13 protein-coding genes are annotated in these 13,451 nt (G+C 69.2%); 5 read left to right on the top strand and 8 right to left on the bottom strand.

What is annotated here, in order from left to right; translation table 11 throughout:
• Positions 1-12 precede the first annotated feature (12 nt).
• Entirely contained in the window at positions 13-1,806 is a 1,794-nt protein-coding gene (locus IE307_RS19130) for a toll/interleukin-1 receptor domain-containing protein (protein WP_191299326.1), read from the top strand.
• Entirely contained in the window at positions 1,806-3,437 is a 1,632-nt protein-coding gene (locus tag IE307_RS19125) for a hypothetical protein (RefSeq protein WP_191299324.1), read from the top strand. Before IE307_RS19130 ends, IE307_RS19125 begins: the two co-directional genes overlap by 1 nt.
• Before the next feature lie 89 nt (positions 3,438-3,526).
• Here IE307_RS19125 and IE307_RS47285 read toward each other — a convergent pair whose 3' ends face one another.
• Positions 3,527-3,652, bottom strand: coding sequence for a hypothetical protein (locus tag IE307_RS47285; protein ID WP_268250385.1), 126 nt, complete (start codon positions 3,650-3,652; stop codon positions 3,527-3,529).
• Positions 3,643-3,945, bottom strand: coding sequence for a restriction endonuclease (locus IE307_RS19120; RefSeq protein WP_229904861.1), 303 nt, complete (start codon positions 3,943-3,945; stop codon positions 3,643-3,645). Before IE307_RS19120 ends, IE307_RS47285 begins: the two co-directional genes overlap by 10 nt.
• A gap of 596 nt (positions 3,946-4,541) precedes the next feature.
• Here IE307_RS19120 and IE307_RS19115 point away from each other — a divergent pair.
• Together IE307_RS19115 and IE307_RS46830 are read left to right on the top strand one after the other, a co-directional pair.
• A complete protein-coding gene (locus IE307_RS19115) occupies positions 4,542-5,426 on the top strand; it encodes a YwqG family protein (protein ID WP_191299320.1) in 885 nt (294 codons plus the stop codon).
• A 9-nt stretch (positions 5,427-5,435) separates the two neighbouring features.
• The gene (locus IE307_RS46830; RefSeq protein ID WP_229904860.1) at positions 5,436-5,831 is read left to right on the top strand and encodes a hypothetical protein; all 396 of its coding nucleotides are present in this window, start codon (positions 5,436-5,438) and stop codon (positions 5,829-5,831) included.
• A 217-nt stretch (positions 5,832-6,048) separates the two neighbouring features.
• Here IE307_RS46830 and IE307_RS19105 read toward each other — a convergent pair whose 3' ends face one another.
• Positions 6,049-7,218, bottom strand: a complete 1,170-nt coding sequence (locus IE307_RS19105; protein WP_191299318.1) for an epoxide hydrolase family protein — start codon at positions 7,216-7,218, stop codon at positions 6,049-6,051.
• Between the two features lie 458 nt (positions 7,219-7,676).
• Here IE307_RS19105 and IE307_RS19100 point away from each other — a divergent pair, with 458 nt between their 5' ends.
• Positions 7,677-8,984 (top strand): protein kinase domain-containing protein, encoded by a 1,308-nt coding sequence (locus IE307_RS19100; protein ID WP_191299317.1) that lies wholly within the window; start codon positions 7,677-7,679, stop codon positions 8,982-8,984.
• Positions 8,985-9,063: 79 nt separating this feature from the next.
• Here the strand turns inward: IE307_RS19100 and IE307_RS19095 are convergent, their stop codons facing one another.
• The 5 genes from IE307_RS19095 to IE307_RS19075 are packed head-to-tail and all read right to left on the bottom strand — an operon-like array spanning position 9,064 to position 13,419.
• On the bottom strand, positions 9,064-9,351 hold the full coding sequence (locus IE307_RS19095) for a muconolactone Delta-isomerase (RefSeq protein ID WP_191299316.1): 288 nt from the start codon (positions 9,349-9,351) through the stop codon (positions 9,064-9,066).
• Positions 9,352-9,354: 3 nt separating this feature from the next.
• Positions 9,355-10,473 carry a muconate/chloromuconate family cycloisomerase gene (locus tag IE307_RS19090; RefSeq protein ID WP_191299315.1) on the bottom strand — a complete coding sequence of 373 codons (1,119 nt, stop codon included), beginning with the start codon at positions 10,471-10,473 and terminating at the stop codon, positions 9,355-9,357.
• Entirely contained in the window at positions 10,470-11,297 is an 828-nt protein-coding gene (catA, locus tag IE307_RS19085) for a catechol 1,2-dioxygenase (RefSeq protein ID WP_191299314.1), read from the bottom strand. The genes IE307_RS19090 and catA overlap by 4 nt, the downstream gene beginning before the upstream one ends.
• Before the next feature lie 8 nt (positions 11,298-11,305).
• A complete protein-coding gene (locus IE307_RS19080; protein ID WP_191299313.1) occupies positions 11,306-12,850 on the bottom strand; it encodes a 4-hydroxyphenylacetate 3-hydroxylase family protein in 1,545 nt (514 codons plus the stop codon).
• Between the two features lie 2 nt (positions 12,851-12,852).
• A complete protein-coding gene (locus tag IE307_RS19075) occupies positions 12,853-13,419 on the bottom strand; it encodes a flavin reductase family protein (RefSeq protein WP_191299312.1) in 567 nt (188 codons plus the stop codon).
• Positions 13,420-13,451: the final 32 nt, after the last annotated feature.

The raw sequence follows: 13,451 nt of genomic DNA, 5'->3' as shown, positions 1-13,451 counted from the left end.
ACAGGAGTCGCGGTGGGTGGAGTGTTCATCAACTACCGCAGCAACGACAGCCGCGTCATGGGCGAGCTGCTCGACCGGGATCTCACCGCGGCGTTCGGCCGGGAGCAGGTCTTCCTGGACTGCTACTCGATCCCGCTCGGCGCGGTGTGGGACCGGGAGCTGCTCTCGCGGGTGCGGGGCTGCCGGGTGCTGCTGGTCGTCATCGACTGCGAATGGCTGACCCTGACGGACCCGACCGGGCTGCGGAGAATCGACGATCCCGCCGACTGGATTCACCGCGAGATCGCCGAGGCATTCGACGCCGGCGTCCGGGTGGTGCCGGTCCTGGTCGACGACACCCCACCTCCGGTCGCGGGAGAGCTGCCCGTCGGCCTGCGCGCACTGGCGAACTGTCAGGGCATGCGGGTCCGTCGCAAGCACACCCGTCAGGACGTCGACGTCCTGATCCAGCGGCTCCGCGAGGTTGAACCCGCACTCGGGGCCAAGCCGGATCCCGTGATCCCGACGATGGTGTCCCACCGCGGCCCAGGGACGACCATCCAGGCGGGCAGGGACATCCGCGACGCGACCGTCGTGCAGGAGGTCGCGCCCGCACACCCGGCAGCCGGGGAGATGGACGGACCGCCGGGAGCAGCGGGCATGAGCTCGCACACGGGCCACGGCACGACGTTCCAAGCGGGCCGGGACATCAAGAAGGTCAGGACGGGGACCTTCCTGAGCGTCCCGATGCCGCGTGCGGTGCGCACCCTGGTAATCACGGTGCTGGTGGCCGTGCTGGCCGCGGGTGCGGTCACCGCCGTGGTGACCTGGGTCCTGCCAGAGCTCGCGCCGACGTACAAGACCATGTTCCTGGTCGACCTGTCCGCGACCGGGGCCGACCCGGCCGCCGTGGCGGAGAGCCGCGACTCGCTGCGGAAGGTGATCGGGAACGCCGGTGACGACGACGCCGTCGCGTTGCGGACCTTCGGCGGCCAGTGCGGGTCCGCCGGCAACACGTCGCAGGTGGTCGGGTTCGGGACGGGTAATGGCACCGACATCAGTGCCGCAATCGACGGTGCCGCGGTGAGTGGGGCGGCGACGCTGGTGCGGGGCCTGATCGGGGCCGCTGAGGACTTCAACGCGCCGTTCTCGCAGAACGCCAAGCAGGTCAACCGGATCGTGGTTGTCACACGCAACGGGATTGACGCCTGCGACGACGACGTCGGCTTCGTCGAGCGGGAGCTCCGCCAGCGGCTGGCCTCCTCCGGCCTCGACGTCGAGTTCCGCTTCGTCGGCTATCGCCTTGCTGACAAGGACAAGTCGGTCTTCGACCGGCTGGCGGCCGGCGCGTCCGCGCCACCACCCGTGCTTGCCCAGGACCCCGCGCAGCTGCAGGCGGCCCTCGACTGGATCGCCAACGTCGAGCCGGTCCTGCGGTCGGCGCGCGACGTCGTGGACACCCTCAATCCGGTGGTCAAGAAGATCGACACCGCGGCCCAGGCCGTCGTCGACGGCAGGCTGGACGTCGCCGACCGCACGCTGTCGGCGATCGAGCCGCCCGCGGCGGACACCGAGTTCGCCAACCTCGAGAGCCGGGCGAAGACGCCGGACGCCGTCGAGGTCCACCGCCGGGCGGCCGAGCTGCGAGACCGGCAGCAGAAAGCGGTGCCTGCCGTGAAGGCACTCCTCGACCTCGCGCGGGTGGGCAAGCCGCTGGGGGCCGAGCTGACGGCGTTCCGCCGCGACGCCGACCTCTACAACAGCGATGTCGACACCCTGAACAAGCTCCTGGCCCGGATGCGGGCCAGCGGTCCTGGAGGGCAGTGATGAAGCGGCGTGCGGTAGCCGTCCCGCTGGTGGTAGTGCTCGTCGTCGCGGCGTGCACAGCGGTGTACTTGGTTCTTTCGGGGCCCGCCCACCGCACCGTGGTGCTGGTCGACACCTCGGAGCCCGGCACCGGGCTCTCCGAACTCGGGGGCGCGGTGCGGTCGGTCGTGGGTAACAGCGGCGACTCCGACGCACTCAGCGTGCGCCGCTTCGGTGGCGAGTGCGGGAGCCCCGACGCCACCGCCGAGATCGCCGACGGCCCGGACCGGGTCGCCCAGGCCGTGGGCGCGCTGTCCCCGTCCGGCAAGGCCACCATGGTCGACGGCGTCAAGGCGGCGATCGACGACTTCCGGGGGCTCCTGACCCGCCGCGGCAGCGTCCGCAACCGGATCATCGTCATCTCCTCGACGGGCGTCGACGCCTGCACGAACGATCCGGACAGCGCGCGGCAGTCCGTTGAGGACCGTCTGACCGAAGCAGGGCTGGACCTGGACATCAGGGTCGTCGGCTTCCGGGTCCCACCGGACCAGAAGGAAGCGCTGGCGAAGTTCGCGTCCGACACCTCGTTCGCCGACAACGCCGACGACCTGGAAATCATCCTCGACCGGCTCGTCGTCCCGAACTCGCCCGACGCGGCCGCGATCAGCGTCAGCGCGCAGCCGGAACCGAGCTACGCGTTCCTGACCGCAACCCGCCTGGGGATCGTGCGCGGGACCGAGGTGGTCGCGGAGACGGCCGTTGCTCTCCCGGAGTCGAGCAGCCTCAGGTATACCGCGGACGGGCGTTTCGTGTTCACCACGACCGAAGCGGGCATCGCCACCCTCGACGTGCTGTCCGGGGTCGCCGGGTCGGTGCCGTGCGGCGGCTGCCGAAACGTGGTGGCCGCAGGCGGAAGCGTCATCAGCTGGCTGGCCGGCAACGTCGTGACCACGCTGAACCTCGCCGACAAGAACGCCAGGCCAGTTCCTGGCACCACCGTCCTGCCCGACCGCAAGGTCGACGACCTCGGTGCGGTCCTGCCACTGCGGATGCTGGCCGGCAAGGACGGGAACAGTCTCGTCGGGGCGCCCGACGGCGTGTCCGCCTATGGTGGACCGGAAACCCTGTACCTCGTCCGCCCGGACGGCCAGGTGGTACCGCTCGGCCTGGCCCGGGGCAACGTTGCCGTCTACAGGTCGGCCTTCTCCTCGGACGGGCGCACCCTGGCATACGTGGCTGCGGCGCACGCGGGCAGCTGTGAGGAGCGGTCATCGGTCCTCCTCGTCGACCTCGCCACGAGCGCCCAGAGCACAACACCCGTCGTGGGTGATCCGAGCGACGACGGATCCGGTGTCGCTGACGTCTGGTACGACAAGGGCGGGACCCTGAACATGATCTACTCGTCGTGGCGCTGCGCGGCCAGCGGTGGCCCGCAGACGACGGTGACCCTTCCCGAGAGTCACTGGCAGCTCGGGAACTCCGAGTGGACAAGGCGAGACGCCCCCAGCAGCGGCCGCCAGGTCGCGCCAGGCTTCCGCGCGGTTCTCGTCCGTCCAACCCCTGACAGCTTCACCCAGCAGCTGTTCTCTGAAGTCAACGGCACCCGGACCAAGATTTCGGACGAAGTGTTCGCCATCGCGGTGCCGAACTGAGGGCGCGGCTTCAGGGCATCGCCGCGGTTCGGTAGGCGCCTGGCGTGTGGCCCATAGTGCGCGCGAACGGCCTTGAAGCCTCACGCGGATCATGGACGGCGGGAGTGGCCGCGGTTCGATGGTGGATTCGGGCGATGCGGGATGCTGATCAACACGTCCTTCCCCAGGTGCTGCTTGATCCGGTGGATCAGCTCTGGACCGTCGATCAGCTCCATGCGGCCATGTTCCATGGCCTTCTTGCGGCAGCCGGATGCGAACCAGGAGGTTTCACGAGAACGCCCCAGCCGGCCTTCTCCTCCATGGCTCCCGCGGGTTCCCGGGCGTGGTTCACGCCGACGACGCGGCTGTACCTCTTGGCCTGGACGATGCTCAGTCCTCCGAAGAGCGGGGTCCTGCGGGCGATGACCGCGTCGTCGCCGTCGTCCTTGCTCTGTTCGGTGGTCCAGCCTTCCGCGCCCCGGGCTTCGAAGATCTGTCGCACCAGGTGCTCGAAGTTGCTCGGTGACATGTCCATCAGGTCGAGGCGGGAGTCCAATGTGGAGACTGCGTCGAGTCCTTCGACGAAGGAGTACTTGCTCAGGTCGAAGTCGAGGATCGTCGGTCAGTTCGCTGCTCAGCGGAGGCGTGACCGTGGTCGACACGGGCGGCAAGCCCGGCATCATGGGCATCGGGCTCATCCCCGTGGGAAAACATGGCTGAAGCTGAACGAAGGAATCCTGCCTCGAACCTCCGCTTCGCGTCGGCCGTCGGGTCGACGCAGATGTCTTCCACGAGGTTCACCTGCCGCGCGGTCATCGAGGACGCTGCGGGGCAACGGGCGCGTGGGCGCTCCGCACGGCCATGAGCGTCGCCAAGCTGACCGGACAGCAGCCGGCATCGCCTACGTCGATCGAGTTCAGGTGACCGATGTGGAGCGGAGTACTGCGGACGGGGCAGCGCGGGCTACTTGGCGAGCCCCTGTCATGAGGCGGCGGAGATCCCGGAAACCGGCATGCGTGTCGGGCCAGATGCGCGGTGAGCATTGCAACCTTGGCCTTGTCTCCAGGCCGACATCGCTTCGGTTCCCGCCAATTTTTTGTCGGTGGTGGATGACACGATGCGGGCATGATCAACGAAAACGAGCGGCTCGGTGTCATCGCTCGACAGGAGTTACCGCACGACATCGCGTCGGCCTGGATTGCCTTGTTCCGTCCCGCCGTCCGGTTCAGGACAGCGGACACGGGTGTACGAGTAGGTCAGCTGGGTGGCGATCCGTCGCTGCCGACCGACATGGAGTGGCCCGCGTGCGAAGCCGGGCCGCTCAACCACATCGCCACGGTGGACTGCGCTGCTCTGCCCCGGCAGTCGCTGGACGTTCCGTTGCCGTCGGCAGGGAGCTTGTTGTTCTTCTACCTCGATGGCAGCTACTCGCCGGACGGGAGTCCTGATCCCCTTGGCCAGGGGGCGCGCCGCGGCCAGCCGGAAGGCGCACGTGTGATCTTCATTCCGGCGGGTGCCGCGGTGCGCGGGCGCCCGACCCCGGCCGGGCTGCGCCGCTACTCCAGCGCCGATCTCACAGCGGAGCCCGTGGTCACGGGGCCCAGCCGTGAACACGTTCTGTTGCACGAGGTCCGGTTGGAGAGCGGCCTGTCCTTGGCCGAAGCCGCCGAGGAGGTCGAGGTCGGCGAAGGAGCGGAGGGCGAGGACGTGTTCACCGAGGTCGTGTACCTGGCCGGCGGGGAAGGACCGCGTCATCAGGTCGGTGGCTACTCCGACCCGATTCAGGGTGCCGCCGAGAGCGAGATCGCGAGTCTGGTGCTGGACGGCGGCTTTCAGAACCCGCGGTTCGCCGCGGAAGCGGCCGAGTGGGTGTTGCTCGCCCAGTTCGGCAGTGATCCCGCCAGGGAGATGCTCTGGGGTGATGTGGGCAGCCTGTACTGGTTGATCCGACGCGACGACCTGGCCGCCGGCCGGTTCGACCTGGCAAGGTTCACGCTGCAGACGGGATGATCGTGGGCCGTGCGCAACCCTGCGGCCGCGTACGGCAGGCGGTCGCGCCAGACGCGGATCATCGCACCGAGCCCGCTCGCGGGTGCCGTCGTCACGATGTTCATCCTGCTTGCCGCAGCACCGGTTGTCCTGTCGCGAAGGTGGTACTGCGTTCCCGCCGTCGAAGCGTTCCTGGCCTGGATCACCATCGGACACACGACGATCACCTTCATCACCGGGGCCAACATGGGCCGCGAGACCGCCCGGCGCCTCGCCGAGCTCGGCCACACCGTCCTGATCGGAGCCCGCGACCGGCAGGGGAGAAGAGGCCGCGGCCGCGCTCGGCGCACGTTACGTCCCATCGACGTGACGGACGACGAGTCAGTTGCCGCAGCTGATATCCCTCGACCGCGAGTGCAGGATTGACGCCGTGGCGGTGTTCGAGACCAACGTCATCGGTGTCGTGCGCACCACGAACCGCGACCGACCTGAACGGCCACAGCGGCTTCCAGGCCGCCACCGAGGGCCCTGGGTGCGGGCTCATGTCCCGCGAAGGCGCGGCCGCCTGGTCCTGAGTCGTCTCCGCGCCGGAAGTTGATCGGCCGCACGCGGGCCGGTCATGTCCTGTGTGGACACCTCACGATCAGGAACTCCGCAGTGACCGGAAGGTCGTCCGAATCTCTTCGGTGAGGACGTCCGGTTGCTCGAGCGCGGCGAAGTGACCGCCGCGTTCGAGCCGGGCGTAGTGCAGCACCGTCTCGTAGCGACGTTCGATCCACCGCCGGGAGGCCTGCACGGCCTCGCCGGGGAAGATGCTGAACCCGGCGGGGACGGGGTTCGGCCGCCCGGCCGGCGAGGCGCCCCCGAAGTCCTCCTCCCAGTACAGCCGGGCGGAGGACGCCGCGGCGTTCGGCAGCCAGTAGAGCATCACGTCGTCGAGGATCTCGTCGCGGTCCAGGACGGCTTCGGGATCGCCACAGCTGTCGGTGACGTCCTGGAAGAGCGTGTAGATCCAGGCGGCGAGCCCGGCCGGTGAGTCCGCGAGCGAGTACCCGATCGTCTGCGGCCGCGTCGCCTGCTCACGGGCGTACGCGCTCTGCCGGTCCTGGTAGTGCTGGGCGCGAGCGATCATCCGGCGCTCTTCCTCGGTCGCCTCGTCCAGTTCCCGCGCGGTGGGGAACACCAGCGGCAGGTTGAAGTGCGCGCCCAGGCACGACTCGGGCGCTGTGCGCGTGATCTGCTCCACGACGGCGGCGCCCCAGTCACCTCCCTGGGCGAAGAAGCTGCCGTAGCCCAGGCGTCGCACGAGGGTGATCCATGCGTGGGCGATGCGCGCGGTGTTCCAGCCGGTCGAGGTCGGCTTGCCGGAGAAACCGAAGCCCGGCATCGAGGGGATCACCAAGTGGAACGCGTCGCGGGCATTGCCTCCGTGTGCGACCGGATCGGTCAACGGGCCCGCGAGGCGGCGGAACTCGAGGATCGAGCCGGGCCAGCCGTGGCACAGCAACAGGGGAACCGCGTGCGGCTCGGCGGACCTGACGTGCAGGAAGTGGATGTCGATCCCGTCGATCGTCGTGCGGAACGAGCCGAGGCCGTTGATGTCCCGCTCGGCGCGCCGCCAGTCGTACCCGCTCGCCCAGTGGTCGCACAGGTCTCTGATCCGGTCCAGCTGCGGCCCCTGGCTGCCATCGGGAACGGTCTCGCGGTCCGGCCACCGGGTCGCGGCGAGGCGGTTCCGCAAGTCCACCAGATCGGCGTCGGGCACGGAGATCGGGAACGGTTGCACCGCGTCGTGGGCAGGCGTGAAGGACACAGGGGTGCTCCGTGGGGCAGGGGGAGGGACGGCACGATCGTAGGCAGAAGTGGAAGAGGAATTCAACTTGGAACTTCTCTTCCACTTGACTGCGGTCGTGTGGCACTACAACGAGCACCGCACCCACCGATCCCTCGCCGCCGCAGCACCCCTTGAGGGCCCGGCCGCAGCCTCCTGAACCCGATCAGATCGAACGCCTCGCCGTGGAACGACGTGACCGTCTTGGGGGAGTCATCCACGAGCACCACCGCGTCGCTCAACCAGCACGGATGCAGTTTCGGCACGCACAGGTGTTCAACGAGCTCGACCACGACCGCGTGCCGCTCGAAAAGTCATCACCGCAGCGTGCTAGCTCATCCCTCCCATGCCGGGAGCGTGCTCGGGTGATCGTGTCCCTGCTGTAGCCCGCGCAAAGTCGAAGGTGGCCGACGGTCGGCTCAGCCAAGTAGCGTCGGCATGTGCCAGAAGAGGGTGAGGTCATCGCCGGGCGGTACCGGCTGGTGTCGTCGATCGGGCAAGGATCCATGGGGGTGGTCTGGCAGGCGCGCGACGAGCAGTTGGACCGCGTGGTCGCGGTCAAGCTGCTCAACACGGACCGGCGGTCCCCGGACGCGGTGGCGCAGATGCTGCGCGAGGGCCGGGTCACCGGTCGGCTGCGGCACCCGCACGCGATCAGCGTGCACGAGGTCGTCGAGCACGACGGCAAGCCCTGTCTGGTGCTGGAATACCTGCCCTCCCGCAGCCTTGCGGCGCTGATCGCCGAACGGGGCGTGCTGTCGCCGGGCGTGGTCGCGGCCGTGGGCAGGCAGGTCGCCGCCGCACTGGCGGCGGCGCACGCAGAGGGCATCGTGCACCGGGACGTCTCGACGTTCAACGTCCTGCTGGCCGAGGACGGCATCGCGAAGATCACCGACTTCGGCATCGCCCGCGCGGTCGGCGAGGGCACGGTGACCGACGCCCGCTTGATCGTCGGCACGCCGGCCTTCCTGGCGCCGGAGGTGGCGGCGGGCGAGGCGGCGACGTTCGCCTCGGACGTGTTCTCCCTCGGCGCGACCCTCTACGCAGCGCTGGAGGGCACGCCGCCGTTCGGTGTGGACGACAACCCCTACGCGCTCCTGCAACGCGTGGTTCGGGGGGAGTTCGAGCCGCCACGGTTGGGAGGCCCGCTCGGCGAGGTGCTCCTGCGCCTCCTGCATCGTGACGCGGCCCAGCGTCCGACGATGGCTGAGGCCCACAAGCTGCTCGCGGCGGTCGCGGAGGGACTGCCGCTGCCCGCTGCGCCCCCGAAGAGCGGGACGCGGATGCTGCTCGCCCGCCGCCACCTGCCACGCCGGGTGATCGCGATGGTCGCCGGTGCGGCCGTCCTGGTCGCCGCCGGTGTTGTGATCGGCACCGTCGTACAGGGCGACCGGCCCAGCAGCAGCGCCCAGACCAACTCCACCACGGTGACGACCACGGTCACGACCGCCTGCGATGCCCGTTACGAGGTGAGCAACTCGTGGCCGGGCGGCTACCAGGTCGAGGTGACCGTGCGCAACACCAGCCCAGGCGGCCTGACCGGCTGGACCATCACGTGGCAGCCGGCTGCGGGCCACACCATCGGCAACCTGTGGAACGGCACCCTGACTCAGAACGAGACCGCGGTGACCGTCACCGACGCCGGACACAACGCCGTGCTCGCTGCCGGGAGAACCACCTCGTTCGGGTTCGTCGCCGCCGGTCCTGAACCCGCTCGCCCGGCCGTGACCTGCTCCACCGCCAACTGAAACATTGGCCTACCGGTCAACGGAAGCGAGGCGCCGGGGCTCCAGGAACGCAGCCACGCCGTGCCTTCGTGAACAACCGTCATGGTTGGGCGGCGAGGTTTGAAGGGTGCGTTGCCAGCGGAGTCACCTGCACCTGCATGAACTCCCACAGCGGTAACGACGACAGGAACGCGTGCAGCTCGTCATGGGTGGGCACGTCGAAGATGCTGATGTTGCTGTACTGCCCGACGACGCGCCACAAGTGCAGCCACACGCCCATCTTCTGCAGCTCCAGCGCCCGGTACTTCTCGGCGCGCACCAACTCTGCACGTCGCTGCGGGTCCAGGTCGTGGGGCAGGGAAACGTCCATCCGCACGTGGAAGAGCACGGGTCACCTCCTGGTGAAGGCCGCGACGGCCGCGGGGTCGAGCTCGATGCCGAGCCCCGGGCCGGTGGGCAGGTGCAGGTCGCCGGCGTCGTAGCGCAGCGGCGTGGCCAGCAGCTCCTCCCGCATGAGCAACGGCCCGAACAGCTCGCTGCCCCACGTCACGGCCGGAGAGGCGCACGCCAGATGCAGCGACGCCGCCGTGCCGACCGGGCTCTCGATCGAGGTGCCGCCGTGACACGGAATGCCCGCCGCGGCGGCGATCGAAGCGATCGCCGCCGTCGCACGCAGCCCACCGGACTTCGTCGTCTTCAACGAGAACACGTCCGCGGCCCGCAAACCCGCCAGCCGCAGCGCATCCGACGGCGTGCGCAGCGACTCGTCCGCCATCACCGGGATCGGCAGCGCGCGGTTGATCTCCGCCAGCCACTCGACCTCGGCACCCGGTACGGGCTGCTCCACCAGCTCGACCCCCGCCTCAGCGAGTGCGGGGAGGTGGCGCAACGAGGTCAGCCGGTCCCAGCGCGCGTTCAGGTCGACCCGCACACCCGCGACACCCCGCAGCTTCTCCGCGATCACGCACACCCTGCGCACGTCGTCCGCCGGGTCCTGCGCGCCCATCTTGAGCTTGAAGCTGCGGTGCCCGGCGTCCAGCTTGGCCATCGCCTCCTCGATGACGACGTCCGCCGGTTCGGTGCCCAGCGCCCACGTCACCGGGATCGACGTCCGCGCGAGCCCGCCGAGCAGCGTGTGCACCGGCACGCCCAGCGACCGGGCCCACGCGTCGTGCAACGCGATCTCGACCGCGGCCTTGGCGTAGAGGTTCGCGTTCACCACGTCGTTGACGGTCTGCAGGATGCCGGCGATGTCGTCGACCCGGCGGCCCAGCAGCAGTGGGGCGATGTACTGGTCGACGACCACCTTCATGGTCTCGACCGACTCACCGCCCCACCAGGGCCCGCCCGGCACGACCCCCTCGCCGAGGCCGACCGCCCCGCCCGCCGTCCGGACGTGGACCAGCAGCACGGGCTGAGCGTCCATCCCGGTGCGGGCGAAGCGGTGCGGCCGGACGAGCGGGACGTCGAGCAGGACGGTGTCCACGCCGTCGATCAGCAGGTCGTTCATGCGGGCTCGAGCACGAAGTCGTACGTCACGCGCTGGTCGGACGGCATGAGCACGAGTTCGGGCTTCACGGCCTCGGCGACATCGCTGTCGACGTACTCACCGCCCGCGAAGTAGAGCTGCGTCGTGATCGGCCGATGTCCCGGCGCCCGCACGATCAGGTGCAGGTGGGCCGGCCGCCACGGGTGCCAGCCGGCCGCGTCGATCAGCTGTCCGGTCGGCCCGTCGGTCGGGATCTGGTACGGCGCGGGCTGCACGGTCGTGATCTCGAACCGGCCCTCGGCGTCGGTGACGACGACCGCGCGCAGGTTGCCGTCCGGGATGCCCGGCGCGAACCCCGAGTAGTAGCCCTCGGAGTCGGCGTGCCAGACGTCGAGTTCCGCACCGGCCAGGGGCTGTCCGGCCAGATCCACCACACGGCCCGAGAACACCAACGGCGAGCCCTGCTCGTCGGCGCGCATCGGCAGAGTCGAGACAGCGGGCAGCGTCACCTGGTCCGGCAGGTAGTACGGCCCGAGGATGCTGCCCTTGGTGCCGTCCTGCGTGCGGGCGGCGACCTCCTCGACGACGTGCTCCACGAACACGTCCAGGAACAACGGCCACTCGCCGCCCTCACCGAGGTCCATCAGCCACTGCTTGGCGGCCTGGAACTCGGGATAGGTCACGTCGTGCTCGCGGATCGCCTCGTGCACGCCTTTAAGTACCGCGGTGGCCACAGTGGACACCCGCTCGGGCGAGACGTCGACAGAAGAACGTGTGGTGGAACGGAAGTTGGCGCTCGCGGACGCGCCGGAATCGGCTGCGGTGGGGGAGTGAACGGCAGTCATCGGGAGGGTCACCTTCCGTTCAGGGAGGTCGCGCCGGGGTTGAACAGGTCGGGAACGGTCCAGCCGTTCAGGTCGTACTCGGCCATGCACTGCTCGGCGAAGCCCTTCATGGAATCGGCCATGCCGGACTGCTGCGCGGCGAACAGCATCTCGGCGCGCACGCCCTCGTGGTTGCCGGAGTAGTTGCGCTCGTAGAGCTCGTGCCGGCCGCCGAACTCGCTGCCGATCGAGTCCCAGATCAGCTTCATCAGCTTCACGCGCTCGACGGCGTCCATGCCGTTCGAGCCGCGCACGTACTTGTCCAGGTACGGCCGCGTCTCGTCGGACATGAAGTCCTTCGCGGACGACGGCAGGTAGATCAGCGCGGAACCCATGTCCTGCATGATGATCTCGCGAATCCGCGGGTAGCCGACCGTCATGAACCACCGGTAGGCGAGGCCGAAGTCCAGGTGCGGCAACACGGCGCCGTCGACCCACTCGTCCGGACGCGCGCACATCGCCTCGGACAGCGCGTGGAACAGGTTGCGCCACCCGATGACCTCGCCGACGCGGGTCTGGATGCCGCGGAAGTCCTTGACACCGGTGGCTTCCACACCCTTCAGCAGCAATCCGGCGATGAAGTCGAGCTTCACCGACAGTCGCGTGACGCCGTGGAACGTGAAGCGGTGCAGGAATCCGGAACCCGGGAAGAACGTGCTGGCCTTCTCGGCATCGCCGTAGATGAACACGTTCTCCCACGGGATCTTCACGCGGTCGAGCACGAAGATCGTGTCGTTCTCGTCGAATCGGGACGACAGCGGGTAGTCGAACGGTCCGGTGGTCTTGTCGACGTTGGCGGCGTAGGAGTTGCGGCAGATCAGCTTCATGCCCGGCGCGCCCATCGGCACCGTGCACACCAACGCGAACTCGCGCTTCTTGATCGGCAGGCCGTAGTGCGCGATGAAGTTGTAGTTCGTGATCGCCGAGCCGGTCGCCACGACCTTCGCGCCCGAGACGATCAGGCCGTCGTCGCGCTCCTCCTCGACGTGCATGAACACGTCGCTGACCTCGTCGGGGTTGCGGTTGCGGTCCACCGGCGGGTTGATGATCGCGTGGTTCCAGTACAGGACCTTCTCCTGCGACTCCTGGTACCAGCGCCGGGCGTTGTCCGCGAACGGGTTGTAGAAGTCCGCGTTGGCGCCCAGCGTGCCGAGGAACGCGGCCTTGTAGTCCGGGCTGCGGCCCATCCAGCCGTAGGTCATCTTCGCCCACTCCGCGATGGCGGCGCGGTCGGCGTAGAGGTCGGCACTGCTGCGGGGCGTGCGGAAGAACGGGTGCGTGAAGCCGCTGCTGCCGGTGTCGGTCGGCGCGGTCAGCACGGCCTGCTTGTCCGGGTCGTGCAGCGCGTCGTAGAGACGCGCGGTCATCCGGACGGAGTTGCGGAACGCCGGGTGCGTGGTGACGTCGCCGACCTTCTCGCCGCCGAGGAAGACCTCGCGTCCGTCCCGGATGGACTCGATGTACTCCTCGCCGGTCATCGGCCGGGTCGTGCGTTGCTGCTGCTGCGTGGTCATGCCTAACCCTTCAGCGTTGAAGTGGTTCGCAGTGGGGCGAAGTCAGTGCCGAACCACCCGATGTCGGGGCAGTCGACCGAGCTCATCCAGTGATCCGCGGTGCGTCCGGCGATCTCGCGGAACGCACCACCGAAGAACAGCAACGGATCGGCGTCGCTGGTGTGCAGGTGCGCGACCTCCCCGATGACGATCAGGTGGTCGCCGCCGTCGTACGTGCGCCAGGGCAGGCACGAGATGGTCGCGGCGGTGCCGAGCAGGACGGGAGCGGTCGGCCCGTCCGCCCAGCGTGGTGCGGGGCGCCCCTGGGGACGGCCCGCGAAGGTCCAGGCCGCGTCGACCTGGTCGGCGGCGAGGACGTTCACGGCGAACGGCTTGCCGTCGAGGAACCGGCAGGCCTTGGACTCGCGGGTCAGCGTGACCTGGCACAGCGCCGGTTCGAGCGAGACGGCCGTGAAGGCGTTGACGGTCGCGCCGTGCGGCTCGCCGTCGTCGTTGCGGCAGGTCACGACCGTGACACCGGTGGCGAACCTGCCGAACCCGTTGCGGATTGTGCGGTGGTCCAAGGCCATCTCCCGCTCCTCCTGTACGCTATGCGTACAGT

The sequence above is a fragment of the Lentzea cavernae genome (genome assembly GCF_014653695.1).
Classification (GTDB): domain Bacteria; phylum Actinomycetota; class Actinomycetes; order Mycobacteriales; family Pseudonocardiaceae; genus Lentzea; species Lentzea cavernae.
The sequence above is the reverse complement of the archived record's forward strand: the minus strand, read 5'-3'. Positions and strand labels throughout refer to the sequence as shown.

Bases quoted from the DNA above. Each gene is read 5' to 3' on its own strand.
- IE307_RS19125 (WP_191299324.1), top strand. From the start codon at position 1,806: ATGAAGCGGCGTGCGGTAGCCGTCCCGCTGGTGGTAGTGCTCGTCGTC.
- IE307_RS47285 (WP_268250385.1), bottom strand. From the start codon at position 3,652: ATGGAGCTGATCGACGGTCCAGAGCTGATCCACCGGATCAAGCAGCAC.
- IE307_RS19120 (WP_229904861.1), bottom strand. From the start codon at position 3,945: ATGTCACCGAGCAACTTCGAGCACCTGGTGCGACAGATCTTCGAAGCC.
- IE307_RS19115 (WP_191299320.1), top strand. From the start codon at position 4,542: ATGATCAACGAAAACGAGCGGCTCGGTGTCATCGCTCGACAGGAGTTA.
- IE307_RS19090 (WP_191299315.1), bottom strand. From the start codon at position 10,473: ATGAACGACCTGCTGATCGACGGCGTGGACACCGTCCTGCTCGACGTC.
- catA (WP_191299314.1), bottom strand. From the start codon at position 11,297: ATGACTGCCGTTCACTCCCCCACCGCAGCCGATTCCGGCGCGTCCGCG.
- IE307_RS19080 (WP_191299313.1), bottom strand. From the start codon at position 12,850: ATGACCACGCAGCAGCAGCAACGCACGACCCGGCCGATGACCGGCGAG.
- IE307_RS19075 (WP_191299312.1), bottom strand. From the start codon at position 13,419: ATGGCCTTGGACCACCGCACAATCCGCAACGGGTTCGGCAGGTTCGCC.